We start from the raw sequence: 26,987 nt of genomic DNA on the forward strand, positions 1-26,987 counted from the left end.
CCTGATTATAGATCCCTGGCAAATCAGGCTGCTGGTGAAAAGGCTCCCGAAGGAGCCTTTATCACAACAGAGGGGAATTACAGGGACTTAGTGAAAGTACGAGTAATAACGTCCTGCTGCTGTTCTTTCGTCAGTGAGTTGAAACGTACGGCGTAGCCAGAAACGCGAATGGTCAGCTGCGGATATTTTTCCGGGTGTTCCATTGCATCCATCAGCATTTCACGGTTCATGACGTTAACATTCAGATGCTGACCGCCTTCAACCATGGTGTTTGCATCAACTTCATGGTGGAAGTAACCATCCATCAGACCAGCCAGGTTGGTTTTACGTACGTCATCATCTTTACCCAGCGCATTCGGTACGATAGAGAAGGTGTAAGAGATACCATCTTTAGCGTAAGCGAACGGCAGTTTTGCTACGGAGGTCAGAGAGGCAACGGCACCTTTCTGATCGCGTCCGTGCATTGGGTTAGCACCCGGTCCGAAAGGCGCACCGGCGCGACGACCGTCCGGAGTATTACCGGTTTTCTTACCGTACACCACGTTAGAGGTGATGGTCAGTACAGACTGAGTCGGTACTGCGTTACGGTAGGTGTTCAGTTTCTGAATTTTCTTCATGAAACGTTCAACCAGATCGCAAGCCAGGTCATCTACGCGCGGATCGTTGTTACCGAACTGCGGATATTCGCCTTCGATTTCGAAGTCTGTTGCCAGACCATCTTCATCGCGAATCGGTTTAACTTTGGCGTATTTGATTGCTGACAGGGAGTCGGCAGCAACAGACAGCCCGGCGATACCGCATGCCATGGTGCGATAAACATCACGATCGTGCAGCGCCATCAATGCAGCTTCGTAGCTGTATTTATCGTGCATGTAGTGGATGATGTTCAGCGCAGTAACGTACTGTTTAGCCAGCCAGTCCATGAAGTGGTCGAGACGCGCCATAACGGTGTCGAAATCCAGCACTTCATCAGAGATCGGTGCTTCTTTCGGGCCGACCTGCATTTTCATTTTTTCATCGACGCCGCCGTTGATTGCGTACAGCAGGGTTTTAGCCAGGTTGGCACGCGCACCGAAGAACTGCATCTGTTTGCCGACAATCATCGGGCTAACGCAGCAGGCGATAGCATAGTCGTCGTTGTCGAAGTCAGGACGCATCAGATCATCGTTTTCATACTGAACGGATGATGTGTCGATAGAAACTTTCGCCGCATATTTTTTGAAGTTGATAGGCAGCTGTTCTGACCACAGGATGGTCATGTTCGGTTCCGGAGACGGACCCATGGTGTACAGGGTGTTCAGGAAACGGAAAGTGGTTTTTGTTACCAGCGTACGGCCATCAACGCCCATACCTGCCAGTGATTCAGTTGCCCAAATCGGGTCGCCAGAGAACAGTTCATCATATTCCGGCGTACGCAGGAAGCGTACCATACGCAGTTTCATGACCAGATGGTCAATCAGTTCCTGCGCTTCTTCTTCAGTCAGTTTACCAGCCTGCATATCGCGTTCGATATAAACATCCAGGAAGGTGGAAACGCGACCGAAGGACATCGCTGCACCATTTTGTGACTTAACGGCAGCCAGGTAAGCGAAGTAGGTCCACTGTACGGCTTCACGCGCGTTAGTCGCCGGACGAGAGATATCGCAACCATATTTGGCTGCCATTTCTTTCAGCTGGCCCAGTGCACGATGCTGTTCAGCAATCTCTTCACGCAGACGGATAGTGGCTTCAAGATTAACGCCATTTTCCAGATCGCTCTGCAGAGAACCGAACTGAGCAAATTTGTCCTGCATCAGATAATCGATACCGTACAACGCTACGCGACGATAGTCACCGATGATACGACCACGACCATAAGCATCAGGCAGACCGGTCAGAACGCCAGATTTACGGCAGCGCAGGATATCCGGGGTATAAACATCGAATACGCCCTGGTTGTGGGTTTTACGGTATTCAGTAAAGATTTTTTTCAGCTGCGGATCGAGTTCACGGTTATAAGCTTTGCAGGAGCCTTCAACCATTTTAATGCCGCCAAACGGGATGATAGCGCGTTTCAGCGGAGCATCAGTCTGTAAACCAACGATTTTTTCCAGGCTTTGATCGATATAGCCTGCATCGTGGGAAGTGATGGTAGAAGCGACACTGGTATCGAAGTCAACCGGCGCATGCGTACGGTTTTCGATTTTGATACCTTCCAGGACTTTATTCCAGAGCTGTGTGGTCGCCTCAGTGGCACCGGCCAGGAAGGATTCATCTCCTTCATAAGGCGTGTAGTTTTTCTGAATAAAATCGCGAACGTTAACTGATTTCTGCCAGTCGCCAGCGGTAAAACCTTCCCAGGCAGCGTTCAGTTTGTCATTGAGCTCGGTCATAATATACCTACCTTCTGATAAAAGTTCTTTTTTAGACCGGACAGATGATGGTCGTCTGCCCGATCGAATTCGTTACACGGGTGCCGTTAATGGTGAGCGGAGCCGCCGCGTAAATAAATCACCCAATACGTTAGCCCCACCAGCAAGCCGCCACCAATAATGTTGCCGATAGTGACAGGAATGAGGTTATCAGTGATGAAATGGCTTAACGTCAGGTGAGAAAACTGGTCCGCGGTTGCCCCCGTTGCCTGCCAGAATTCAGGTGACGCGAAATCACGGATGACAATTCCCATGGGTATCATAAACATGTTGGCAATGCTGTGTTCGAAGCCGCAGGCAACAAACATCGCTACCGGTAATACCATGGCGAACATTTTGTCCGTCAGGCTACGACCAGAATAGCTCATCCAGACGGCGAGGCAGACCATCAGGTTTGCCAGCGTACCCAGACATACCGCCTGAATAAAAGTATGATGCATTTTATGGTCAGCAGTCTGTAAGACATTTAAGCCCCACGCTCCGTTGGCGACTTCATGCTGACCCGCAAACCAGATAAGTGCGACGAAAAATAGCGCCCCGAACAGGTTGCCAACGTAAACATACAACCAGTTTTTTGCCAGTTGTCCCCAGCTGATGCGACCGCTGGCCTTAGCGACAACAATCAGGACGGTTGAAGTAAACAGGTCGGCACCGCATACAACAACCAGCATCAAACCTAAGGAGAAACAGAGGCCGCCGATCAGCTTGGCCAGACCATAAGGAATATCTGCCGTTCCGGTAGTGGCGGTAATATAGAAAACGAAGGCGACAGAGATAAAAACGCCAGCGTTAATGGCTAAAAAAAACGTGGTTAGTGGATGTTTTGTGGCTTTATAGACACCCGCTTCTTCAGCGACTTTCGCCATAGCTGGCGGTAATAAAAGATTGAAAGGATTGTCAGTACTCATACCAACGCACTCCCATAAAAAATTGTCGGCGTGATACTAACAAAGGAGTATTTGGCAAAATTTGATATAGATCATATTTGGAGATAAGACAGGAAGCGTGAGCCATAAAAAAACTGGATGCAATGCTATTAAGTCTTTGAATTATAAAAATAAAAATTATTTTAATTTATGCAAAAAAAATTGAATGTAGCATTTAATGTATAGCTTTAAAAAGAAGAAAACCAGGGCGGCTGGCAGGATTTGTAATTAAAAAGAAACATGATTGTTTATATTGTTAAGTTATTTCAGACAGTATTAAAGAAGCCAGCTATTATAAAGTAGCTGGCTTGAATTAACAGGCTGGCAACGCTATTTATTTCCAGTAAAGCCGTTTGGCATGCTGTAATTTTTCATAGGCGGCCAGTAAAGCCTGATGAGCAGGGAATGCTTGCAGATCGGAATCCACAGGCTGCAAACCATAAAACGCTTCCTCACCGCTTAATGCCGCTGAGGCTGCCTCAACCGCCTCCGCGCCATACATACGAACAAAGGCCGTGTAGTACTGCTGCGGATCGCGTTCTTCTTCCTGTGCCAGCAACAATAAGGTTTGCAGGCAGCGATAATAGTTAGCTCGTTCTGCAGTAAACACAGAGCTGTTAAACTCCATCGTCCATTCGGTCCAGATCAGCGCCTGATCGAGATCGCCACCTGCTAAAGCCAGCATAGCTTTCAGTTCGCCAATACGCAGGGTATACCAGCCATTATCTTTGCCCGTCGCCAGCCCCAGCAGTTCACGTACCCGGGTAAAGTCGTCATGGCCTTCTTCATCCAGCTGTTCAATAAGAGCCAAATAATCTTCTTTATCCCATTGACTGCCCGGCAGCGCCAGTAGCGTTTCACGCAGATTTGCGCCCATATTATTATTCGCCAGCAGCAGATCTTCCGCCGGATAAATATCGGACATGCCGGGAACGATAATACGACAGGCGTAAACATCCAGATGCTCATAATCTGCAATGTAAACGTCTTTATTTTCCGTCTGGAAAATAGCCATCAGCGTGGCAAATTCTTCTTCCGTACTGCCGTTAAAACGCCAGTCAACAAAAGGATAATCTGCCTCTTCTTTAAACAGATCCCAGGAGATTGCACCGCTGGAGTCGATAAAATGCGTCTCCAGATTAGCGTGCTCGGCGACTTCTTCATCATCAAAGGTCGGTGGAGTAAAGACGTCCAGATCTTTAAGGCTGCGCCCCTGCAGGAGTTCGGTAACGGTACGTTCCAGCGCCACGCCAAAATCGGGATGAGCACCGAAAGAGGCGAAGCAGGTGCCGTTTGACGGGTTAAAGAGCACTACGCAAATGACCGGATATTTACCGCCAAGCGATGCGTCATAGGCAAAAATGGGGAAGCCTTCTTCCTCAAGGCGGGCAATGGCTTCCACAACGCCAGGGTAGCGGTCCAGCACCTGCTGTGGAATCGCAGGTAAACTGATGGCTTCAGCAATAATGCGATTTTTTACGTAGCGCTCAAACACCTCAGAAAGGCCCTGTACCCGCGCTTCGTTACGGGTATTGCCTGCAGACATACCGTTAGAAACGTAGAGGTTGCCGATAATATTCATCGGTATATAGACGATCTGTTCGTCAGACTGACGGGTAAAAGGCAGGGCACAGATACCGCGCGCTGTATTACCGGATTGCAAATCGATAAGGTCGCTGGCGCTCAGCTCATTTTCCGCATCGTAAAACTGGCGCAGGCGTGCATCAAGGATGCCTTCCGGCAGGCTGTCGTCTTCCGGCAACGGGAACCATTTTTCGTTAGGATAGTGAACAAAATCACCATTTGCGATGGTGTCGCCTAACCAGAAATCGGCGAAAAAATAGTTAGTCGATAAGCGTTCAAAATATTCGCCCAACGCAGAAGCCAGCGCCGCTTTTTTGCTGGCACCTTTACCGTTAGTAAAGCAAAGAGGGCAATCACGGTCACGAATGTGTACTGACCAAACATGAGGAACAGGGTTTAGCCATGAAGCTTCTTCGATATTGAAACCTAAATCCTGCAGCTTTTGCTGAAAGCGTGTGATGGAATCTTCCAGAGCGGCATCTTTGCCCGGAATAAAAGTTTGAGTCATGTTGCCTACTATAGGTTGGTTGCGCGTAAGGCGCGCAATGATACGGGCTTTCCGTTCAGGACGCTATTGAAGCGCCAAATTTCCTTAACGATATCCTGGCAAAATTATCATTTTCTTTCTGTCGTTATCCTTCACCGATGCGTGAAGCCTCACAAAATATCGTGCCGCTTTACTTTTGCCCTACAAGCTGTTGCGACAGATGCGGAGAAAATGTGATCGCGACCAGAGAAATGTTTGCAGCATACTAATGGCAGTGATAAAACCGATAGCCTATTCACAACCAACCGATCTGACAGTGGTGACGGGAAATGACGCAGGTTTATAATTTCAGCTCCGGTCCGGCAATGTTGCCGGTAGAAGTGCTTCGTCGTGCGGAACAAGAACTTTGTAACTGGAATGGGCTGGGGACTTCCGTAATGGAAATCAGTCATCGCAGTAAAGAGTTTACTCAGGTGGCACAAGAGGCAGAAAAAGATTTACGCGATCTGCTGAAAGTGCCTGACAACTATAAAGTCTTATTCTGTCACGGCGGTGCCCGCGCGCAGTTTGCGGCGGTGCCGATGAATCTGTTAGGTACGGCGAAAACCGCAGATTATGTTGATGGCGGCTACTGGGCACACAGCGCTATTGAAGAGGCGAAAAAATACTGCGTACCGAATGTTATCGATGCCAAAGTGCAAATTGATGGCAAACGGGCACTGTTGCCAATGAAAGAATGGGGGCTGAGTGATGACGCTGCCTACGTACATTTTTGCCCTAATGAAACTATTGACGGCCTCGCTATTGATGAACAGCCCGATTTTGGTGATAAAATCGTTGTCGCCGATCTCTCATCGACCATCCTTTCTCGTCCGCTGGATGTGAGCCGTTATGGCGTTATCTATGCTGGCGCGCAGAAAAATATTGGGCCTGCCGGGTTGACGCTGGCGATCGTACGCGAAGATCTGTTAGGCAAGGCACAACAGGCGCTGCCGTCGGTGCTTAACTATAAAACGCTGGCAGATAATGACTCTATGTACAACACGCCGCCTACCTTTGCCTGGTATCTGTCAGGTTTGGTTTTCAAATGGCTGAAAGAGCGTGGTGGCGTAAGTGAGATCGATAAGATTAACCAGGCCAAAGCGGATTTGCTGTATGGCGTCATCGATCGTAGTGACTTTTACCGTAATGAGGTTGCTACGGTTAATCGCTCTCGCATGAATGTGCCTTTCCAGCTGGCTGAACCTTCTCTCGATAGCCTCTTCCTGGAAGAATCCTTTGCCGCAGGCCTGCATGCGCTAAAAGGACACCGTGTTGTCGGTGGGATGCGTGCGTCTATCTATAACGCGATGCCGCTTGAAGGGGTGAAAGCTCTGACCGACTTTATGATCGATTTTGAACGTCGTCACGGCTAATCCCGATCTGTTTTATTGCTTACTGAGAACCTCGCCCTGATGCGAGGTTTTATTGCGCTGGTTTATGGAGAAAAGTGTTCACATGCAGGAATCCCTGATATTACAACCCATCGCTCACGTTGAGGGCACGGTTAATCTTCCCGGTTCTAAAAGCGTTTCTAACCGTGCTTTGTTGCTGGCTGCGCTGGCGCAGGGAAAGACACGTCTGAAGAATCTGTTAGATAGCGATGATATTAAACATATGCTTCATGCGCTTACTGCATTGGGGATTAACTATACGCTTTCTGCAGATCGTACCGTCTGTGAAATCACCGGTAACGGTGCGCCGCTAAAAGCGCCGGACGCGCTGGAACTTTTCCTGGGCAATGCGGGCACCGCCATGCGCCCGCTGGCCGCCGCGCTCTGTCTTACCGATAATGATGTGGTCCTGACCGGTGAACCACGCATGAAAGAACGTCCCATTGGTCATTTGGTTGATGCGCTGCGTCAGGGCGGTGCGCAAATTGACTACCTCGAACAGAAGGAATATCCGCCGTTGCGTATTCGCGGTGGTTTTATCGGGGGAGAGGTCAGCGTTGACGGTAGCGTCTCAAGTCAGTTTTTAACAGCTTTGTTAATGGCTGCTCCTCTGGCACCAGAAAATACCGTTATTGTGATTAAAGGCGAGCTGGTTTCTCGTCCCTATATTGATATCACGCTGCACCTGATGAAAACCTTTGGCGTAACGATAGATAACGATAATTATCAGCGCTTCTCTATCCGTGGAAACCAGCGCTATGTTTCGCCGGGAGATTATCTGGTTGAGGGCGATGCTTCCTCTGCCTCTTATTTTCTTGCCGCAGCGGCAATAAAAGGTGGAACGGTACGCGTTACCGGCGTTGGTCGTCATAGCGTTCAGGGGGATATCCGTTTCGCTGATGTGCTGGAAAAAATGGGGGCCAAAATCGAGTGGGGCGATGACTATATCGCCTGTACGCATGGAACATTGCATGCGATCGATCTGGATATGAACCATATCCCTGACGCAGCGATGACCATCGCGACCACGGCATTATTTGCTGATGGCATTACGGTACTGCGCAATATATATAACTGGCGCGTAAAAGAGACCGACCGCCTGGCCGCTATGGCTACCGAATTGCGTAAGGTTGGCGCGGAAGTGGAAGAAGGGCATGATTTTATTCGCATCACGCCGCCTGCACATATCCGCTCCGCTGAAATCGGTACCTACAACGATCATCGCATGGCAATGTGTTTCTCACTGGCAGCATTATCGGATACGGCAATAACCATTCTTGATCCGAAATGCACGGCTAAAACCTTCCCGGATTATTTTGAGCGCCTGGCCGCTATCAGCACGCCTGCTTAAGTGAATTACTGTCGCTCTCTTTATCATGTGAAGAGGGCGACTGACGGGCATAGCTGTTTTACCTTCAGAGGATTGTCCTAAAAAGAAGAATATTTAAGTCCTGTCTATGCTTAAAGTTAACGTTCGGAATGATTGCAGCGTATAATGCGCCGCGACCTGTGATTGAATGCAGGGAGCCATGAGAACGACCAGCAGCGACAGGAGAAGAATATGACGGCAACAGCCCCGGTAATAACCATCGATGGACCAAGCGGAGCCGGTAAAGGCACGCTATGTAAAGCGATGGCTGAAGCGTTGCAGTGGCACCTGCTTGACTCCGGCGCTATTTATCGCGTGCTTGCGCTGGCAGCCTTGCATCATCAGGTAGATATTGAATCAGAAGAGGCGCTGGTACCTATCGCCGCGCATTTAGACGTGCGTTTTATTTCTACCGATGGCGAAATGGCGGTTATCCTGGAAGGCGAAGATGTCACAGGAGAAATCCGTACTCAGGAAGTCAGCAATACCGCCTCGAAAGTTGCGGCATTTCCCCGTGTGCGCGAAGCATTGCTGCGTCGTCAGCGGGCATTTCGCGATGCGCCTGGCCTGATTGCCGACGGGCGTGATATGGGCACGGTGGTTTTCCCCGATGCGCCAGTAAAAATTTTTCTGGACGCCAGCTCTGAAGAGCGGGCGCAGCGCCGTATGCTACAGTTGCAGGAAAAAGGCTTTAGTGTTAACTTTGAACGCCTTTTAGCCGAGATAAAGGAGCGCGACGAGCGTGACCGTAATCGAGCTATTGCGCCGCTGGTGCCAGCGGAAGATGCTTTAGTGCTGGATTCTACCAGTATGAGCATCGAACAGGTTATCGATACCGCCCTGAGCTATGCTCGTGAAAAGCTGGCCTTAGCATAACGGCGGCGGCGAGACAGATGCTATAACCTGATGCCATGGAAGGGCATCAGGCATGTTAAACAACCCCATCCGGCAGGACGTCAGGTGGACGTTAAATTTACCTTTTAAAGATTAAATATGACTGAATCTTTTGCTCAACTCTTTGAAGAGTCCCTGAAAGAAATCGAAACCCGCCCGGGTTCCATCGTTCGTGGTGTTGTTGTTGCTATCGACAAAGATGTCGTACTGGTTGACGCCGGTCTGAAATCTGAGTCTGCCATTCCGGCTGAGCAGTTCAAAAACGCCCAGGGCGAAATTGAAATCCAGGTTGGTGACGAAGTTGACGTTGCTCTGGATGCAGTAGAAGACGGCTTCGGTGAAACCCTGCTGTCTCGTGAGAAAGCAAAACGCCATGAAGCATGGCTGATGCTGGAAAAAGCTTACGAAGAAGCTGCAACTGTAACTGGCGTGATCAACGGCAAAGTCAAGGGCGGCTTCACTGTTGAGCTGAACGGTATTCGTGCGTTCCTGCCGGGTTCCCTGGTTGACGTGCGTCCGGTGCGCGATACACTGCACCTGGAAGGCAAAGAGCTTGAATTTAAAGTAATCAAGCTGGATCAGAAACGCAACAACGTTGTTGTTTCTCGTCGTGCCGTTATCGAATCTGAAAACAGCGCAGAACGCGATCAGCTGCTGGAAAACCTGCAGGAAGGCATGGAAGTCAAAGGTATCGTTAAGAACCTCACTGACTACGGCGCATTCGTCGATCTGGGCGGCGTTGATGGCCTGCTGCACATCACAGATATGGCGTGGAAACGCGTTAAGCACCCGAGCGAAATCGTCAACGTTGGCGATGAAATCACTGTTAAAGTACTGAAATTCGACCGCGAACGTACCCGTGTTTCTCTGGGTCTGAAACAACTGGGCGAAGATCCGTGGGTAGCTATCGCTAAACGTTATCCGGAAGGTACTAAACTAACCGGTCGCGTAACCAACCTGACTGATTACGGCTGCTTCGTAGAAATCGAAGAAGGCGTTGAAGGTCTGGTACACGTGTCTGAAATGGACTGGACCAACAAAAATATCCACCCGTCCAAAGTTGTTAACGTTGGCGACGTGGTAGAAGTGATGGTTCTGGATATCGACGAAGAACGTCGTCGTATCTCTCTGGGCCTGAAACAGTGCAAAGCTAACCCGTGGCAGCAGTTTGCGGAAACCCATAACAAGGGCGACCGTGTTGAAGGTAAAATCAAGTCAATCACTGACTTCGGTATCTTCATCGGCCTGGAAGGCGGCATCGACGGTCTGGTTCATCTGTCTGACATCTCCTGGAACGCAACAGGTGAAGAAGCGGTTCGCGAGTACAAAAAAGGTGACGAAATCGCCGCTGTGGTTCTGCAGGTCGATGCAGAGCGCGAGCGTATCTCCCTGGGCGTTAAACAGCTGGCAGAAGACCCGTTCAACAACTACATCTCTCTGAACAAGAAAGGTGCCATTGTTACTGGTAAAGTGACTGCAGTTGACGCTAAAGGTGCTACAGTTGAATTAGCAGACGGCGTTGAAGGTTACCTGCGTGCTTCTGAAGCTTCACGTGACCGCGTTGAAGATGCAACTCAGGTACTGAATGTTGGCGACGAAGTTGAAGCCAAATTCACCGGTGTTGATCGTAAAAACCGCGTTGTAAGCCTGTCTGTACGTGCTAAAGACGAAGCTGACGAAAAAGATGCTATCGCTTCTGTTAACAACAAACAGGAAGAGAGCAACTTCTCTAACGCAATGGCTGAAGCGTTCAAAGCTGCTAAAGGCGAGTAATCGTCCCCCGGTTCCGGGTTGCCGTTGGTGCCCGGAACTGGAAGCAGGCTGTCAGACCATTCCAACAGGGATTAACCGGAGGATTAATGACCAAGTCAGAACTTATTGAAAGACTTGCGGCCCAGCAAACTCATATCCCGGCGAAAGCCGTAGAGGATGCGGTAAAAGAGATGCTTGAGCACATGGCCACCACGTTGGCCCAGGGTGAACGCATCGAAATCCGGGGGTTCGGCAGCTTTTCTCTGCATTACCGTGCACCGCGCGTTGGGCGTAATCCAAAAACTGGCGATAAAGTGGAACTGGAAGGTAAATACGTTCCCCACTTTAAACCCGGTAAAGAATTACGTGATCGGGCGAACATCTACGGTTAAGGCAGGATGGCAACGCATAGAAAACGACACTACGGTGTCGTTTTTTTTTGCCATTTTCTATTAATGCGTACCTGCTCGCAGTCCATATTGTTAATCAGGTAACTTTTCCATTCTTTTTCTGCTATCGCTTCCGGTAATCCTTTTTGCCACCTGCGGTTGAAAGACCGATTGGGCATACTCATCCTTCGCTTAACAGGATGAAACAATGCCATATTCACTGCCTTTTCTGGCTCTTATGTCTGCGGTTGGTACGCTTCCTTTACTCTTCCTGGCATATTTGCCTGATATAAATTTTTTGCTGCTAATGCTGGGTGTAGCGTTGCTGTCGTTAGCTCAACCCATACGGATTTTGCATTATATCGGTATATGTGGCCTGTTCAGCGTATGGGCGTTGCTGGCAGCACAGCAGGCTTTGGCACCGCTTGCGGTTCTTACACGTATCCCTGTTGTCGTAACGGCGGAAATCGTTCAGGTGCTTGGTGAAAAAGAGCGGCTGATTGTCAGGATTCGCCAGTATGGTAATGAAATCCTGTTTCCACCGCTCTATGCCAATATTGCAAACAGTCGGGTGCAACAGATATGGTGCGCAGGGCAGCGCTGGGAAATGAGCTTGCGGTTAAGGCCAGTACACGGACGGTTAAATGAAGGTAGTTTTGATGCACAGCGTTTCGCTCTTGCCAACAGTATGCCACTGCAGGGAACGCTGCTGGCGGCAAAAGCCATTACCCAACGTTGTTCTGTTCATCATCACCTGGTGAGCCAGGCCCAGCAACAATATCAGCATCTGCCCTGGCACAGCGTTATGACGGCATTACTGTTTGGCGATCGGCAGGGGTTGAGTGCTGATGTTCGCGATATTCTGCGTGATACAGGTATCGCACATCTTATGGCTATTTCAGGTATGCATATCAGTCTGGCTGCCTCACTGGGTTGGATGGTGGCACGCCTGTTACAGTTTCTGTTGCCTGCATGGCGCATCAGCTATCCGTTGCCGTTGCTGTTTAGCCTCAGCGTAGCTGCGCTGTATTGCTGGCTGTCGGGCAGTAATCCGCCAGCAATAAGAGCGTTAATTGCGTTAACGGTATGGGCAGTGATCCGCTTTCAGCATATTAACTGCAATAGCTGGCAGATCTGGCTGGTTTGTATAGGCACTATCTTATTTTTTGATCCAGTAACGGTACTTTCAGATAGCTTCTGGCTTTCGGTGCTGGCGGTAGCAACTTTGTTATTCTGGTATCAGTGGTTTCCTTTGCCTGCCCGCTGGCGACACCGTAAGCGTTGGATGCTTTTACAGCTTGCGCATTTGCAGCTGGGGATGATGATGTTGCTTATTCCACTGCAGGCATTAATTTTCCACGGCCTGAGCCTGACGTCGCTACCTGCAAATATGATTGCGATTCCGGTAGTCTCTTTTATTACTGTTCCGGCATTGCTGCTGGCATTAATTATGCCTACAGCCTGGCTGGCTTTACCGCTCTGGTGGCTGGCGGATCGCTCACTGGCGCTGGTTTTTTATCTGTTAGCTTTCTTGCCGGAAGGATGGATGGCATTGGGCAGGAATGCGCTGATTATCAGCTTACTTTTCTGGCTCTTACTCAGCGCTTTTCGTCTGGGCTGGTGGCGGCGCGCACCGATAGCGCTGTTCGCCGCCTGCGCATTGCCGCTGCTGTGGTATAGCTCGCGCATCCGGCCGGAATGGCGACTGGATATGCTGGATATCGGGCATGGTTTGGCAATAGTTGTTTCGCGCCACGGACATGCACTGATTTATGATACGGGCAATCGCTGGCCCGGCGGCAGTGCCGCACGGCAGACGCTGCTCCCCTGGCTTAGCTGGCAGGGCCTTAAGACTGACGAAATTATTATCAGCCATCAGCATCTTGATCATAGTGGTGGCCTGTCGGATATGCAGAAGGCGTGGCCGAACGCCAGCGTGCGCAGTGCCTTGCCAATTCCCCATCATCAACCCTGTATAGCCGGTATGGTGTGGCACTGGCAAGGCTTACAGTTTGACGTACTTTGGCCGCTGGCTATCTCTTCGCAGGGCGGCAACAATGATTCCTGTGTGCTGCGCATTAGCGATGGTCGTTATCATGTATTGTTGACGGGCGATCTGGAAGCCAGAGCAGAAAGAGAATTATTACGGCGTAATCGGCAGGCAGTTAAGGCCGATATTATCCAGGTACCGCATCACGGCAGTAAAACTTCATCCAGCGCTCCGCTATTGCGCAATGTCAACGGCAGCCTGGCGCTCGCTTCGGTAGCTCGCTATAACGCATGGCGTCTACCTTCTGCTCAAATCGTAGAACGCTATCGTACCTCAGGCTATCTCTGGCGTGATACCGCTCATTCTGGTCAGCTCAGCGTAGCGTTTTATTCTGACGGATGGCAAGTTAATGGCCTGAGAGAACAAATATTGCCCCGCTGGTATCATCAGTGGTTTGGCGTCCGGGGGGAATCCAGGTAAAATGAACGGCTATTTCAAACAATGCTGGTTAAATAATGCATCAAGATAAAGATCTCTCAACATGGCAGACCTTTCGTCGCCTTTGGCCGATGATCGCACCGCATAAAGCGGGATTGATTGTGGCAGCCGTAGCGCTGATCCTCAATGCGGCAGGCGATACCCTTATGCTGTCATTGCTGAAACCTTTACTGGATGAGGGCTTTGGTAAGGCCGATAAGTCAGTATTAATATGGATGCCGCTGGCGGTAATTGGTCTGATGCTGATTCGAGGCGTAACCAGTTATGCTTCGAGCTATTGTATTTCATGGGTATCCGGCAACGTGGTTATGAATATGCGTCGCCGTTTATTCAATCATATGATGGGCATGCCGGTTTCTTTTTTCGATCAACAATCTACAGGCACCTTGCTGTCACGTATTACTTATGATTCGGAGCAGGTAGCGTCTTCTTCATCCAGCGCGCTGGTAACCGTCGTGCGTGAAGGGGCATCGATTATTGGCCTGTTCATTATGATGTTCTACTACAGCTGGCAGCTCTCCCTGATTCTGATTGTGCTGGCACCGATTGTGTCGATGGCAATTCGCACCGTTTCCAAACGCTTTCGCAGCATCAGCAAAAATATGCAGAACACTATGGGGCAGGTTACTACCAGCGCCGAGCAGATGCTGAAAGGGCATAAAGAGGTACTGATTTTTGGCGGGCAGGAAGTCGAAGCCCAGCGTTTTGACAAAGTCAGTAATCGCATGCGCCATCAGGGCATGAAGCTGGTTTCTGCCTCTTCCATTTCCGATCCTGTTATTCAGTTAATCGCCTCCTTAGCGCTGGCCTTCGTACTTTATGCCGCCAGCTTTCCCAGCGTAATGGATACCCTGACAGCCGGTACGATTACGGTCGTATTTTCTTCCATGATTGCGCTGATGCGCCCGTTAAAATCATTAACGAATGTCAATGCGCAGTTCCAGCGTGGTATGGCCGCCTGCCAGACGCTGTTTTCTATCCTCGACAGCGAGCAGGAAGTGGACAAAGGCACGCGAGAAATCGAACGTGCAAAAGGCGATATCGAATTTCGTCATGTCACCTTCAGCTACCCGGGCCGTGATATTCCCGCTTTACGTGACATCAATCTGACCATTCCGGCAGGTAAGACCGTCGCGCTGGTAGGACGCTCAGGCTCAGGGAAATCAACCATGGCCAGCCTGCTGACGCGTTTTTATGATATCCAGCAGGGTGAAATAACCATTGATGGGCACGATCTGCGTGAATATACCCTGCGTTCGCTGCGTAATCAGGTTGCGCTGGTCTCACAAAATGTCCACCTGTTTAATGACACTATCGCTAATAACATCGCCTACGCACGTACCGATGTCTACAATCGTCAGGAGATTGAAAAAGCGGCTGAAATGGCTCACGCCATGGATTTCATTCGTAAAATGGAAAATGGTCTGGATACTGTCATTGGTGAAAACGGTGTACTGCTCTCTGGCGGTCAAAGACAGCGTATCGCTATTGCGCGTGCGCTGTTACGTGACAGCCCAATTCTGATTCTGGATGAAGCCACCTCTGCGCTGGATACCGAATCTGAACGGGCGATTCAGTCAGCGCTGGACGAGCTGCAGAAAAACCGCACCTCTTTGGTTATCGCGCACCGCCTGTCGACGATTGAAAAAGCAGATGAGATCGTTGTGGTGGAAGATGGACGCATTATTGAACGCGGCACGCACGATGAACTTATCAGTCAGCAGGGCGCTTATGCGCAGCTGCATAAGATGCAGTTTGGACAATGATTGAACGTATCTGGAGCGGGCGCTCTCCGCTCTATCTGCTGCTGCTACCGTTCAGCCTGTTGTATGGCTTTATTACCGCTCTGATTCGCTTTAGTTATCGACATGGCTTGCGCAAAGCCTGGCGTTCGCCGGTTCCGGTGATTGTGGTAGGGAATCTGACGGCGGGTGGTAACGGTAAAACGCCGGTGGTGATTTGGCTGGTGGAACAGCTACAGCAGCGCGGTCTGCAAGTTGGCGTGGTGTCCCGTGGTTACGGCGGTAAGGCGGCACGCTATCCACTGCTGCTAACGGCGGAAACGTCGACGCAGGAAGCAGGAGACGAGCCAGTACTGATCGCTCAGCGTACCGGCGCGCCAGTGGCGGTTTCGCCAGTACGTAGCGAAGCGGTTCAGGCACTGCTGGCGGCAGGTCCGCTGGATCTAATCGTTACCGATGACGGTTTACAACACTATGCGCTGGCACGTGATATCGAGATCGTGGTGGTGGATGGTGAACGTCGCTTTGGCAACGGCTGGTGGTTACCGGCAGGGCCAATGCGTGAACGGGCCGGTCGCCTGCGTCAGGTCGATGCGGTGATTGTAAACGGTGGTAACGCCGGGGCGATGGAAATAGCTATGCGTCTTGAACCCGGTGCGGCGATAAATGTGAAATCGGGCGTAAGTCGCCCGCTGTCAGCGCTGACTTCTGTTGTGGCGATGGCGGGAATTGGGCATCCGCCACGCTTCTTTGCCACGCTGCGCCAGCAGGGGGTGACGCCGCTCCAAACCGTGTCCCTGGCCGATCATCGTTCCTGTAGCGAAACCGAATTGCTTGCGTTAACGCCAAACGGAGAAGCTTTAATCATGACGGAAAAGGACGCGGTAAAATATCGTGCTTTTGCTCATGAGAACTGGTGGTATCTTCCGGTCGAAGCGCGTCTCTCAGGCGGCGCGGAGGCGCTATTGGATAAAATTACTGCGCTGGCTCCTCGCTAATTTAAAACTTTTCAGCAGAACGATTACACTGGGTGCTATCTGACAGAAAGGAATAGCTGATGGCACCTCTCTCCCTTTCCCGGCAAACCGCCCGCAATTTGCACCTTGCGGCACAGGCTTTATTAAATCCGCCGAAACGCAAAGCAAATTTTAACGATCTGCTGGCTATTATCAAACGTATGTCGTTACTGCAGATTGATACCATCAATGTGGTCGCGCGTAGCCCTTATCTGGTACTGTTCAGCCGTTTAGGTGATTATCCAGAAACCTGGCTGGAGCAGGCGCTGGCAAACGGCAGCCTGTTTGAGTATTGGGCGCATGAGGCCTGCTTTATTCCTGTGGAAGATTACCCACTGCTGCGACATCGCATGCTGCAGCCGGAAAAAATGGGCTGGAAGTACAACGCTGACTGGATGAAGCAGCATGCCGATGATATTGCCAGCCTTTTGCAGCATATAGCTGAAAAAGGCCCGGTGCGCTCTGCCGATTTTGCTGCCGCACCGGGCCACCAGCCCGGCTGGTGGGCATGGAAACCCTATAAACGCCATCTGGAAAATCTGTTTACTGCGGGTGAACTGATGGTCAGCGGACGGCACAATTTTCAGCGCCTGTACGATTTACGTCAGCGAGTGATGCCGCAGTGGGATGATGCACAGCATACACTTAGCGAGCCAGCAGCGCGCGAACAGATGCTGCGCAACAGCGCCGCCAGTTTAGGCATCTTTCGTCCTGAATGGTTACCCGATTACTACCGCTTAAAACAGGTAGCGTTAAAAGAGATTATTCCTTGCTGGCAGGAAGAGGGTTTCATTATTCCCGTTACGGTAGAAAACATGGGCACTATGTGGCTGCATCGTGATGCGCTGGTTCATCTGGAAAAACCGCTTAACGCCACTCATACAGCGATTCTTTCGCCTTTCGATCCGGTAGTTTGGGATCGGCGGCGGGCGGAGGCGCTATTCGATTTCAGCTATCGGCTTGAATGTTATACACCGGCGGCAAAGCGGCAATATGGTTATTTTACGTTACCGCTGCTACATCGCGGTGCGCTAAAAGCGCGCCTGGATGCAAAAATGTTGCGTCGTGAGCGCTGTCTTCAGATTAATAATCTGTGGCTGGAAGAGAAAACTCGCGTCAGCGCCGGGTTTGTCGCCGATTTACAGCGTGCGATCGGGCGCTTTGCCCGTTGGCAGGGTGCGGATCGGGTTATAATGACGCAGGCGCCTGTTAAAATCAGGCAAATATTGGGTACGGGCTGGCGGTTGGCTGATCAGGCGTGACATTATCGTCCCGTTTCGCGGCTGTGTTATGCTTGCTTTCCTGAGGCTTCGGTCCATTACGGAGGAAACATGGATCATCGTTTACTTGAAATCGTCGCTTGTCCGGTGTGTAACGGCAAGCTCTACTACAACAAAGAACAGCAGGAGCTGATTTGTAAACCGGACGGACTGGCTTATCCGGTTCGTGATGGAATTCCGGTATTACTGGAAAACGAAGCCCGCACGCTGTCAGCAGACGAGATACATCCATGAGCTTTGTCGTTATTATTCCAGCCCGTTTTGCATCAACCCGTTTACCCGGAAAGCCGCTGGTGGATATTCATGGTAAGCCGATGGTGGTACACGTTATGGAGCGGGCACAGCAGTCCGGTGCCGATCGCGTCATTGTGGCTACCGATCATCCTGATGTGGCGGCGGCAGTTACCGCTGCGGGCGGCGAAGTGTGCTTAACGCGTGCCGATCATCAGTCTGGCACCGAGCGGCTGGCGGAAGTAGTAGAAAAATATCAGTTTGCCGATGATACAATTATCGTTAACGTGCAGGGCGACGAGCCGCTTATTCCATCTGAAATTATTCGTCAGCTGGCCGATAACCTGGCGGGCGTGACAGCAGGTATGGCTACGCTGGCCGTGCCGATCGCCAGCGCCGAAGAAGCGTTCAATCCCAATGCGGTAAAAGTAGTGCGTGATGCGCAGGGCTACGCGCTCTATTTCTCCCGCGCGACCATTCCATGGGATCGCGAGCGTTTCGCGCAATCGCGTGACACGGTTGGTGACAGCCTGCTGCGCCATATCGGTATTTATGCCTATCGTGCAGGTTTTATCCGTCGCTACGTTAGCTGGCAGCCCAGCGAGCTGGAGCAAATTGAGCTGCTGGAGCAGCTGCGCGTGCTCTGGTACGGTGAAAAAATTCATGTCGATGTGGCGCAAACGACGCCAGCGGCAGGGGTGGATACCGCAGAAGATTTAGCGCGTGTCCGGGCGGTACTGCAATAACCACCGCCATTGGGGGAACGGAAGAGGCCGTATGGCCTCTTTCAGTCAGCGCGATTCGGTTTACTTCCCGGTACCGTTTTTGCCGTTAAGTTTTTGCCAGAAGGTCCCCATTCCCTCATAGACTGCGCGCTCGCTGTGGCTTAGCCACAGCGGCGACGGCAGCGCTTTCTCCCACCAGTTCAGCGCTGATTCAATCGCCATCTGGTTGGCCGGTGTCGCGAGCGGCATTAATCCCTGATGATGGAAAAAGGCCATCGCGCGTGGCATATGATTAGCAGACGTAACCAGCAGAAACGCGTGCTTTCCAACGATTTTTTTAACCGCCCGCGCTTCATCATCCGTATCTTTAGGCCAGTCGAGCCGGATAATATCCGTCTCCGGAACCCCAAGCGATAGCGCTACCGCCGCTGCCGCCTCGGCATTGCTCACCGGATTTGTTTCTGCTGCGCCGCCGGTGAAAATCAGTTTCGCACCGGGATGTCTACGCCACTGCCTTATGCCTTCAGTGACGCGCGGCAGGCTGTTACCGATCAGATTTGAGCTGGGCGCCCACGCCGGGTTCCACGTATAGCCGCCGCCTAATACCACGATATAACTGACATCCGCAGCGACGTTGCGTGTAGGATACTGCTTCTCCAGCGGCTGCAGCAGGCTATCCGCTACCGGCTGCAGGCTCAGCGCAAAAAGAATTATCCAGGCAGCAGAAATAAGGATTTTCCCGCTTTTTTGCCACCGTGTGAACCAAAGCAGTAAAATACCCGTCGCCATGAGCAGAAGCAGGAGTGGCAAAGGCAATAATATCCCGCCCACGATTTTTTTCAGGGAAAAAAACATATTTACGGATTCCTTTTGTCCGAAAAAACATCATCCGAGAGCCAGAGTTTGCATCAAAGGTTCATTCTTAGCCGGGGTATGACAAAATAGGCGCTACTGAACCGCAATCCACCGGAGCTGCCGCTATGCAGGATCGTAACTTTGACGATATTGCAGATAAATTCGCGCAAAACATTTACGGTACCACTAAAGGACGAATTCGTCAGGCGATCCTGTGGCAGGAGCTGGACGCGCTGTTGCCTACGCTGCCTGACCGTCCGCTGCATATTGTTGACGTCGGCGGTGGGCAGGGGCAAATAGCCTGCGGGCTGGCGGCGCGCGGCCACCAGGTTTTGCTGTGTGATATCTCCGGCGAAATGCTGCAACGCGCACGCGCTAATGCGGAACAGCAGAACGTGCTGACTAATATGGAATTTAAGCAAATTAGCGCCCAACAGCTGGCACAATATTTGGATAAGCCAGCAGATCTGGTATTGTTTCACGCTGTACTGGAATGGGTCGCTGCGCCCGAAGAGATTCTGGCAGTGCTGTATAACACGCTGGCACCGGGTGGAATATTATCGCTGATGTTTTATAACCTGCACGGACTTATTTTGCAGAACCTGGCGCATGGTAATTTTGGCTGGCTGGAATCAGGCATGAAGAAGCGTAAAAAACGCACCCTTTCGCCAGATTATCCGCGCGATCCCCAGCAGGTTTATCAATGGTTAGAGGCATGCGGCTTTGTTATTGAACGCCGCGCCGGCATTCGGGTATTTCACGATTACATGCACGATAAACAACAAAGAATTGATGAATTCGATCGGGTACTGGCGATGGAAACGCAATATTGCCGTCAGGAGCCCTTTATCAGCCTTGGGCGCTATATCCATGTTACCGCGCGGAAACCCGCCCAGAAGGATCGACTATGAGTGATTTTTCCCAGACTGTCCCGGAACTGGTTTCGTGGGCGCGGAAAAACGATTTTTCCGTTTCGTTACCTACCGAACGTCTGGCCTTTTTACTGGCTATCGCCACGTTAAACAGCGAACGCATGGATGGTGAAATGAGCGAAGGCGAACTGATTGATGCCTTCCGCCATGTCAGCAAGGTGTTTGAACAAACCCATGAAACCGTGACGGTACGTGCTAACAACGCGATAAACGATATGGTGCGTCAGCGCCTGCTTAACCGTTTTACCAGCGAGCTGGCGGATGGCAATGCTATCTATCGCCTGACGCCGCTGGCCATCGGCATTACCGACTATTATATCCGCCAGCGGGAGTTCTCTACGCTGCGTCTCTCCATGCAGCTCTCTATTGTTGCGCAGGAGCTAAAGCGGGCGGCGGATGCGGCAGATGAAAATGGCGATGAATTTCACTGGCATCGTAACGTTTTCGCGCCGCTGAAGTATTCGGTAGCGGAGATTTTCGACAGCATCGATTTAACCCAGCGTCTGATGGATGAGCAGCAGCAGTCGGTAAAAAATGATATTGCTGAGCTGCTCAATCAGGACTGGCGCGCCGCTATTTCCAGCTGTGAAATGTTGCTTTCTGAAACCTCCGGCACGCTGCGCGAATTACAGGATACGCTGGAAGCCGCAGGCGATAAGCTACAGGCCAATCTGCTGCGTATCCAGGATGCCACGCTCAACAGCCCCGATTTAGGCTTTATCGATAAGCTGGTTTTCGATCTGCAAAACAAGCTTGACCGCATTATTAGCTGGGGCCAACAGGCGATCGATCTTTGGATCGGTTATGACCGTCACGTGCATAAGTTTATTCGTACCGCGATCGATATGGATAAAAACCGCGTTTTTGCCCAGCGTCTGCGTCAGTCGGTACAGAACTATTTTGACCAGCCCTGGGCGCTGACCTGGGCCAACGCGGATCGCCTGTTCGATATGCGTGACGATGAGATGGCGCTGCGTGACGAAGAAGTGACCGGCGAGCTGCCTTCAGAGCTGGAATACGAAGAATTTAATGAAATCCGTGAACAGCTTGCAGCGATGATTGAAGAAGCGCTGCAGATTTACAAAACGGAAAATAAACCGCTTAACCTCGGTGAGGTGATGCGGGATTATCTGGCGCAGTATCCACGATCCCGCCATTTTGACGTGGCGCGTATCGTCGTCGATCAGGCGGTGCGTTTAGGCGTGGCGGAAGCTGATTTTTCCGGGTTGCCGGCGCAATGGCAGCCCATTAATGATTACGGAGCCAAGGTGCAGGCGCATGTCATCGACAAATATTGAACAAGTGATGCCGGTTAAACTGGCCCAGGCACTGGCGAATCCGCTTTTTCCCGCGCTGGATAGCCAGCTGCGTGCGGGACGGCATATTGGCATTGAAGAGCTGGACAACCACGCCTTCTTAATGGATTACCAGGAATATCTTGAAGAGTTTTACGCGCGTTACAACGTTGAGTTAATTCGCGCGCCGGAAGGTTTTTTCTATTTGCGTCCGCGCTCCACCACGCTGATTCCTCGCTCAGTGCTCTCTGAGCTGGATATGCTGGTGGGAAAAATCCTCTGCTACCTCTATCTCAGCCCGGAACGTCTGGCTAACGAAGGCATTTTCTCCCAGCAGGAACTCTATGATGAACTACTAAGTCTGGCGGATGAGAGCAAGCTGTTGAAGCTGGTAAATCAGCGTTCAACCGGCTCCGATCTCGATCGTCAGAAGCTACAGGAAAAAATGCGCGCTTCGCTGAACCGCCTGCGTCGGCTCGGTATGGTGTGGTTTATGGGCAACGACAGCAGTAAGTTTCGCATTATGGAATCGGTGTTTCGCTTTGGCGCAGATGTACGCAGCGGCGACGATCCGCGCGAGGCGCAGCTACGCCTGATTCGCGTTGGTGAAGCGATAGCGCTTGAGAGCAGCGTTGAAGGACAGGAGACCCCGGAAGAAGCCCAGTCAGAGACAGCGGAGGATGAAGAGGAATGATTGAACGCGGTAAATTTCGCTCGCTAACGCTGATCAACTGGAACGGTTTTTTTGCGCGTACTTTTGAACTTGATAACCTGGTCACGACGCTTTCCGGCGGCAACGGCGCCGGTAAATCAACGACCATGGCCGCCTTTATTACGGCGCTGATCCCCGATCTGACGTTACTGCATTTTCGTAATACCACCGAGGCGGGCTCAACCAGCGGTTCACGCGATAAAGGTTTACACGGCAAGCTGCGTCCGGGCGTCTGCTACTCGGTGCTTGACGTAGTGAACTCGCGCCATCAGCGAGTCATTGTCGGCGTACGGCTACAGCAGGTGGCCGGGCGCGATAAGAAAGTAGATATTCGCCCTTTCAGCATCCACGGCCTGCCGAGTGCTCAGCAACCGACAGAAGTGCTGACTGAAACGGTTGGCACGCGCCAGGCGCGCGTTTTGCCGCTTAACGAACTGAAAGAGCGGGTGGAAGCGATGGAGGGGGTACAGTTCAAACAGTACAACTCTATTATCGATTATCACAGCCTGATGTTCGAATTGGGTATTGTGGCGCGACGTCTGCGCTCGGCTGGCGATCGCAGTAAATTCTATCGCCTGATCGAAGCCTCGCTTTACGGTGGTATTTCCAGTGCCATTACCCGCTCTCTGCGAGATTACCTGCTGCCGGAAAACAGCGGCGTCCGTAAAGCGTTCCAGGATATGGAAGCCGCGCTGCGTGAAAACCGCATGACGCTGGAAGCTATCCGCGTGACGCAATCCGATCGCGATCTGTTTAAGCACCTGATCTCTGAAGCTACCAGCTATGTGGCGGCAGACTATATGCGCCATGCTAACGAGCGACGCATCCATCTGGACGGCGCGCTGGCGCTGCGCAGCGATCTGTTTGCCAGCCGCAAGCAGCTGGCCGCCGAGCAGTATCGCCACGTAGAGATGGCGCGCGAGCTGGCTGAACACAGCGCCGCCGAAGCCGATCTGGAAACGGATTATCAGGCCGCCAGCGATCACCTCAATCTGGTGCAGACGGCGGTACGTCAGCAGGAAAAGATTGAACGCTATGAGGCCGATCTCGATGAGCTGACTTACCGGCTGGAAGAGCAAAACGAGGTCGTCGCCGAAGCGCGCGAGGTGCAGGAAGAAAATGAAGCGCGTCGTGAAGCGGCAGAGCTGGAAGTTGATGAACTGAAAAGCCAGCTGGCGGATTATCAGCAGGCACTGGACGTACAGCAGACGCGTGCCATCCAGTATCAACAGGCGCTGGCGGCTTTGAAGCGTGCGCAGGAACTCTGTCGTCTGCCGGAGCTGAGCGCTGAAAATGCCGAAGAGTGGCAGGAGACGTTTCAGGCGCGCGAGCAGGAAGCAACGGAAACGCTGCTGATGCTTGAGCAAAAAATGAGCGTGGCCGAAGCGGCACATAGCCAGTTTGAGCAGGCATTTGAGCTGGTTTGTAAAATTGCCGGACCGGTGAGCCGTAGCGAAGCCTGGCAAACCGGGCGGGAGCTGTTACGCGATGCGGCGAACCAGCGCCATCAGGCGGAACAGCTTGCCTCGCTGCGTATGCGCCTGTCCGAAATGGAACAGCGTCTGCGTGAGCAGTATGAAGCCGAGCGTCTGCTGAATGAATTTTGCAAGCGTCAGGGTCAGCAGTATGAGGCTCATGAACTGGAAGCGCTGCAACAGGAGTTGGAAGCACGCATTCAGCAACTGGGGCAAAGCGTTGCCGAGGCGGGTGAACAGCGCATGATGATGCGTCAGGAGCTGGAGCAGGTGCGCGAGCGCATCAGCCACCTGACCGCACGTGCGCCGCACTGGCTTGCCGCACAGGAGATCCTGACCCAGCTCAGCGAGCAAACCGGAGAGCCGCTGGAGAACAGCCAGCAGGTGACGGAATATATGCAGCGGCTGCTGGAGCGCGAGCGTGAAACCACGGTTGAGCGCGATGAAATAGCGGCGCGCAAGCGGGAGACGGAACAGCAGATTGAACGCTTGAGCCAGCCTGGCGGTGCAGAAGATCCACGGCTGAACGCTCTGGCAGAACGTTTCGGCGGCGTGCTGCTTTCAGAAATCTATGATGACGTAACCTTTGAAGATGCGCCTTACTTCTCGGCGCTGTATGGACCGTCACGTCACGGTATTGTGGTGCCCGATCTTTCGCTGGTGCGTGAACAGCTGGACGGGCTGGAAGATTGTCCGGAAGACCTCTATCTGATCGAAGGCGATCCGCAATCGTTCGATGACAGCGTATTCAGCGTAGAAGAGCTGGAAAAAGCGGTCGTGGTTAAAGTGGCGGATCGCCAGTGGCGTTATTCTCGCTTCCCGAAGGTGCCGCTGTTTGGTCGCGCCGCTCGTGAAAAACAACTTGAGTTACTGCACAGCGAACGTGAACAGCTGGCAGAAACTTACGCCACGCTTTCGTTTGACGTACAGAAAACACAGCGTCTGCATCAATCCTTCAGCCGCTTTATCGGTAGTCATCTGGCGGTTGCGTTCGAAGAAGATCCTGAGGCGCAGATTCGCCAGCTGAATACGCGCCGTGGTGAAATCGAACGCGCCCTGAACGTGCACGAAAGTGAAAATCAGCAGCAGCGTCAGCAGTATGAACAGGCGAAAGAGGGCGTAGCCCAGCTCAACCGCCTGCTGCCGCGTATCAATCTGCTGCTGGATGAAACGCTGGCCGATCGCTGTGAAGAACTGCGTGAACTGCTGAGCGAGGCACAGGAGGCGGCACGCTTTATACAACAGCACGGTAGCCATCTGGCTCGCCTTGAGCCGCTGTTGAGCGTGTTGCAAAGCGATCCGCAACAGCATGAACAGCTGAAAGCGGATTATCAGCAGGCGCAGCAGGCGCAGCGCGAGGCGCGTCAGCAGGCGTTTGCCATCACTGAAGTGGTGCAGCGCCGCGCACACTTTAGCTATGTTGACTCTGCCGGGATGCTTACCGGTACCAGCGATCTGAATGAAAAATTACGTCAGCGTCTGGAACATGCCGAGGCCGATCGCACCAGAGCGCGCGAACAGCTGCGTGAACATCAGGCCAAACTGACGCAATACTCTCAGGTGCTGGCGTCGCTGAAAAGCGCCTATGACGCTAAACGCGACATGCTGAAAGAGTTGCAGCAAGAGATGCAGGATATCGGCGTACAGGCGGATGCCAGCGCGGAAGAACGCGCCAGAATTCGTCGCGACGAGTTGCATAACGCCCTTAGCCATAACCGTTCTCGCCGTAATCAGCTGGAAAAACAGCTGACCTTCTGCGAGGCGGAAATGGATGGCCTGCAGAAAAAATTGCGCCGCCTGGAACGTGATTATCATATCAGTCGCGAGCAGGTGGTCAGCGCCAAGGCGGGCTGGTGTGCGGTAATGCGCATGGTGAAAGATAACGGCGTTGAACGTCGCCTGCATCGTCGTGAACTTGCCTATCTTGGCGGCGATGAGCTGCGTTCAATGTCGGATAAGGCGCTGGGTGCGCTGCGTCTGGCGGTTGCCGATAACGAGCATCTGCGCGATGTGCTGCGTCTGTCTGAAGATCCGAAGCGTCCGGAACGCAAAATTCAGTTCTTTATCGCGGTCTATCAGCATCTGCGCGAACGTATCCGTCAGGATATTATCCGTACTGACGATCCGGTTGAAGCTATCGAGCAGATGGAGATCGAGCTGAGCCGACTGACCGAGGAACTGACCGCGCGTGAAAAAATGTTGGCGATCAGTTCACGCAGCGTGGCGAATATCATTCGCAAAACCATCCAGCGCGAGCAGAACCGTATTCGCCAGCTCAACCAGGGGCTGCAAAGCGTCAGCTTTGGTCAGGTGCGTAGCGTGCGGTTGAACGTTAACGTACGCGAAAGCCATTCAACGCTGTTAGACGTGCTTTCTGAACAACATGAGCAGCACCAGGATCTGTTTAACAGTAACCGTCTGACCTTCTCTGAAGCGCTGGCGAAGCTCTGGCAGCGCCTGAATCCGCAAATCGATATGGGACAGCGTACTGCGCAAACTATCGGTGAGGAGCTGCTCGACTACCGCAACTATCTGGAAATGGAAGTTGAGGTAAACCGTGGTTCTGATGGTTGGCTGCGTGCTGAAAGCGGGGCGTTGTCAACCGGTGAGGCCATTGGTACCGGTATGTCAATCCTCGTTATGGTGGTGCAGAGCTGGGAGGAAGAGGCGCGACGCCTGCGTGGTAAAGATATCAGCCCGTGTCGTCTGCTGTTCCTTGATGAGGCAGCGCGACTTGATGCTAAATCTATCGCTACGCTGTTTGAACTTTGCGAGCGCCTGGGAATGCAGCTGATTATCGCTGCGCCGGAAAATATCAGCCCGGAAAAAGGCACGACCTATAAGCTGGTGCGTAAAGTCTTTAATAATACGGAGCACGTGCACGTTGTCGGATTGCGCGGTTTCTCTGCCGATCCGCTGCCGGGTAGCAGCCAGCGTGAAGCAGAAGAGGACCAGCCGGAGGATGAAAAAACGCAGGTCTGATGTAGTAAA

At 52.0% G+C, this 26,987-nt stretch carries 19 protein-coding genes; 15 read left to right on the top strand and 4 right to left on the bottom strand.

The features are described from left to right. Positions 1–77: 77 nt before the first annotated feature. The 3 genes from pflB to ycaO all read right to left on the bottom strand — a co-directional run bounded on the left by pflB (position 78) and on the right by ycaO (position 5,429). Entirely contained in the window at positions 78–2,372 is a 2,295-nt protein-coding gene (gene pflB / locus C7M51_RS03730) for a formate C-acetyltransferase (protein WP_160620565.1), read from the bottom strand. A gap of 86 nt (positions 2,373–2,458) precedes the next feature. Then, a complete protein-coding gene (gene focA, locus C7M51_RS03735; RefSeq protein WP_160620566.1) occupies positions 2,459–3,319 on the bottom strand; it encodes a formate transporter FocA in 861 nt (286 codons plus the stop codon). Positions 3,320–3,671: 352 nt separating this feature from the next. After that, the gene (gene ycaO, locus C7M51_RS03740) at positions 3,672–5,429 is read right to left on the bottom strand and encodes a 30S ribosomal protein S12 methylthiotransferase accessory factor YcaO (protein ID WP_160620567.1); all 1,758 of its coding nucleotides are present in this window, start codon (positions 5,427–5,429) and stop codon (positions 3,672–3,674) included. Positions 5,430–5,737: 308 nt separating this feature from the next. Here ycaO and serC point away from each other — a divergent pair, with 308 nt between their 5' ends. From serC to kdsB, 11 genes are all read left to right on the top strand, one after another. Then, the gene (gene serC / locus C7M51_RS03745; protein WP_160620568.1) at positions 5,738–6,823 is read left to right on the top strand and encodes a 3-phosphoserine/phosphohydroxythreonine transaminase; all 1,086 of its coding nucleotides are present in this window, start codon (positions 5,738–5,740) and stop codon (positions 6,821–6,823) included. A gap of 82 nt (positions 6,824–6,905) precedes the next feature. Next, complete coding sequence (aroA, locus tag C7M51_RS03750) at positions 6,906–8,192, top strand: 3-phosphoshikimate 1-carboxyvinyltransferase (RefSeq protein ID WP_160620569.1); 1,287 nt, start codon at positions 6,906–6,908, stop codon at positions 8,190–8,192. 210 nt (positions 8,193–8,402) lie between these two features. Continuing rightward, positions 8,403–9,086, top strand: a complete 684-nt coding sequence (gene cmk / locus C7M51_RS03755; RefSeq protein ID WP_160620570.1) for a (d)CMP kinase — start codon at positions 8,403–8,405, stop codon at positions 9,084–9,086. Positions 9,087–9,203: 117 nt separating this feature from the next. Beyond that, on the top strand, positions 9,204–10,877 hold the full coding sequence (gene rpsA, locus C7M51_RS03760) for a 30S ribosomal protein S1 (RefSeq protein WP_038627041.1): 1,674 nt from the start codon (positions 9,204–9,206) through the stop codon (positions 10,875–10,877). A gap of 86 nt (positions 10,878–10,963) precedes the next feature. Further along, complete coding sequence (ihfB, locus tag C7M51_RS03765; protein ID WP_038627039.1) at positions 10,964–11,248, top strand: integration host factor subunit beta; 285 nt, start codon at positions 10,964–10,966, stop codon at positions 11,246–11,248. A gap of 205 nt (positions 11,249–11,453) precedes the next feature. Then, a complete protein-coding gene (locus tag C7M51_RS03770; protein WP_160620571.1) occupies positions 11,454–13,715 on the top strand; it encodes a ComEC family protein in 2,262 nt (753 codons plus the stop codon). Positions 13,716–13,750: 35 nt separating this feature from the next. After that, positions 13,751–15,499: a lipid A ABC transporter ATP-binding protein/permease MsbA gene (gene msbA, locus C7M51_RS03775; RefSeq protein WP_160620572.1), complete on the top strand. Its 1,749-nt coding sequence runs from the start codon at positions 13,751–13,753 to the stop codon at positions 15,497–15,499. Continuing rightward, on the top strand, positions 15,496–16,473 hold the full coding sequence (gene lpxK, locus C7M51_RS03780; protein ID WP_160620573.1) for a tetraacyldisaccharide 4'-kinase: 978 nt from the start codon (positions 15,496–15,498) through the stop codon (positions 16,471–16,473). The genes msbA and lpxK overlap by 4 nt, the downstream gene beginning before the upstream one ends. Before the next feature lie 59 nt (positions 16,474–16,532). Further along, positions 16,533–17,753 (top strand): winged helix-turn-helix domain-containing protein, encoded by a 1,221-nt coding sequence (locus C7M51_RS03785; RefSeq protein ID WP_160620574.1) that lies wholly within the window; start codon positions 16,533–16,535, stop codon positions 17,751–17,753. A gap of 69 nt (positions 17,754–17,822) precedes the next feature. Next, positions 17,823–18,005 carry a Trm112 family protein gene (locus tag C7M51_RS03790; RefSeq protein ID WP_038627028.1) on the top strand — a complete coding sequence of 61 codons (183 nt, stop codon included), beginning with the start codon at positions 17,823–17,825 and terminating at the stop codon, positions 18,003–18,005. Further along, a complete protein-coding gene (gene kdsB, locus C7M51_RS03795; protein WP_160620575.1) occupies positions 18,002–18,748 on the top strand; it encodes a 3-deoxy-manno-octulosonate cytidylyltransferase in 747 nt (248 codons plus the stop codon). Before C7M51_RS03790 ends, kdsB begins: the two co-directional genes overlap by 4 nt. Before the next feature lie 60 nt (positions 18,749–18,808). On the opposite strand, the gene elyC is transcribed toward kdsB, so the two are convergent. Beyond that, a complete protein-coding gene (elyC, locus tag C7M51_RS03800) occupies positions 18,809–19,582 on the bottom strand; it encodes an envelope biogenesis factor ElyC (RefSeq protein ID WP_160620576.1) in 774 nt (257 codons plus the stop codon). Between the two features lie 125 nt (positions 19,583–19,707). Between elyC and cmoM the strand changes: the two genes are divergently transcribed. From cmoM to mukB, 4 genes are read left to right on the top strand one after another with little or no spacing between them, the layout of a single operon-like run. Next, entirely contained in the window at positions 19,708–20,493 is a 786-nt protein-coding gene (gene cmoM, locus C7M51_RS03805) for a tRNA uridine 5-oxyacetic acid(34) methyltransferase CmoM (RefSeq protein WP_160620577.1), read from the top strand. Then, positions 20,490–21,812, top strand: coding sequence for a chromosome partition protein MukF (gene mukF, locus C7M51_RS03810; protein ID WP_160620578.1), 1,323 nt, complete (start codon positions 20,490–20,492; stop codon positions 21,810–21,812). The genes cmoM and mukF overlap by 4 nt, the downstream gene beginning before the upstream one ends. Then, the gene (gene mukE / locus C7M51_RS03815; RefSeq protein WP_160620579.1) at positions 21,793–22,503 is read left to right on the top strand and encodes a chromosome partition protein MukE; all 711 of its coding nucleotides are present in this window, start codon (positions 21,793–21,795) and stop codon (positions 22,501–22,503) included. The genes mukF and mukE overlap by 20 nt, the downstream gene beginning before the upstream one ends. Continuing rightward, the gene (gene mukB, locus C7M51_RS03820; RefSeq protein ID WP_160620580.1) at positions 22,500–26,978 is read left to right on the top strand and encodes a chromosome partition protein MukB; all 4,479 of its coding nucleotides are present in this window, start codon (positions 22,500–22,502) and stop codon (positions 26,976–26,978) included. The genes mukE and mukB overlap by 4 nt, the downstream gene beginning before the upstream one ends. Positions 26,979–26,987 lie beyond the last annotated feature (9 nt).

Origin of the sequence: Mixta intestinalis (assembly GCF_009914055.1) — a bacterium.
Classification (GTDB): Bacteria; Pseudomonadota; Gammaproteobacteria; order Enterobacterales; family Enterobacteriaceae; genus Mixta; species Mixta intestinalis.

Excerpts from the sequence above, each read along its gene's own strand:
- pflB (WP_160620565.1), bottom strand. The coding sequence starts at position 2,372 with ATGACCGAGCTCAATGACAAACTGAACGCTGCCTGGGAAGGTTTTACC.
- focA (WP_160620566.1), bottom strand. The coding sequence starts at position 3,319 with ATGAGTACTGACAATCCTTTCAATCTTTTATTACCGCCAGCTATGGCG.
- ycaO (WP_160620567.1), bottom strand. The coding sequence starts at position 5,429 with ATGACTCAAACTTTTATTCCGGGCAAAGATGCCGCTCTGGAAGATTCC.
- serC (WP_160620568.1), top strand. The coding sequence starts at position 5,738 with ATGACGCAGGTTTATAATTTCAGCTCCGGTCCGGCAATGTTGCCGGTA.
- aroA (WP_160620569.1), top strand. The coding sequence starts at position 6,906 with ATGCAGGAATCCCTGATATTACAACCCATCGCTCACGTTGAGGGCACG.
- cmk (WP_160620570.1), top strand. The coding sequence starts at position 8,403 with ATGACGGCAACAGCCCCGGTAATAACCATCGATGGACCAAGCGGAGCC.
- rpsA (WP_038627041.1), top strand. The coding sequence starts at position 9,204 with ATGACTGAATCTTTTGCTCAACTCTTTGAAGAGTCCCTGAAAGAAATC.
- ihfB (WP_038627039.1), top strand. The coding sequence starts at position 10,964 with ATGACCAAGTCAGAACTTATTGAAAGACTTGCGGCCCAGCAAACTCAT.
- C7M51_RS03770 (WP_160620571.1), top strand. The coding sequence starts at position 11,454 with ATGCCATATTCACTGCCTTTTCTGGCTCTTATGTCTGCGGTTGGTACG.
- msbA (WP_160620572.1), top strand. The coding sequence starts at position 13,751 with ATGCATCAAGATAAAGATCTCTCAACATGGCAGACCTTTCGTCGCCTT.
- lpxK (WP_160620573.1), top strand. The coding sequence starts at position 15,496 with ATGATTGAACGTATCTGGAGCGGGCGCTCTCCGCTCTATCTGCTGCTG.
- C7M51_RS03785 (WP_160620574.1), top strand. The coding sequence starts at position 16,533 with ATGGCACCTCTCTCCCTTTCCCGGCAAACCGCCCGCAATTTGCACCTT.
- C7M51_RS03790 (WP_038627028.1), top strand. The coding sequence starts at position 17,823 with ATGGATCATCGTTTACTTGAAATCGTCGCTTGTCCGGTGTGTAACGGC.
- kdsB (WP_160620575.1), top strand. The coding sequence starts at position 18,002 with ATGAGCTTTGTCGTTATTATTCCAGCCCGTTTTGCATCAACCCGTTTA.
- elyC (WP_160620576.1), bottom strand. The coding sequence starts at position 19,582 with ATGTTTTTTTCCCTGAAAAAAATCGTGGGCGGGATATTATTGCCTTTG.
- cmoM (WP_160620577.1), top strand. The coding sequence starts at position 19,708 with ATGCAGGATCGTAACTTTGACGATATTGCAGATAAATTCGCGCAAAAC.
- mukF (WP_160620578.1), top strand. The coding sequence starts at position 20,490 with ATGAGTGATTTTTCCCAGACTGTCCCGGAACTGGTTTCGTGGGCGCGG.
- mukE (WP_160620579.1), top strand. The coding sequence starts at position 21,793 with ATGTCATCGACAAATATTGAACAAGTGATGCCGGTTAAACTGGCCCAG.
- mukB (WP_160620580.1), top strand. The coding sequence starts at position 22,500 with ATGATTGAACGCGGTAAATTTCGCTCGCTAACGCTGATCAACTGGAAC.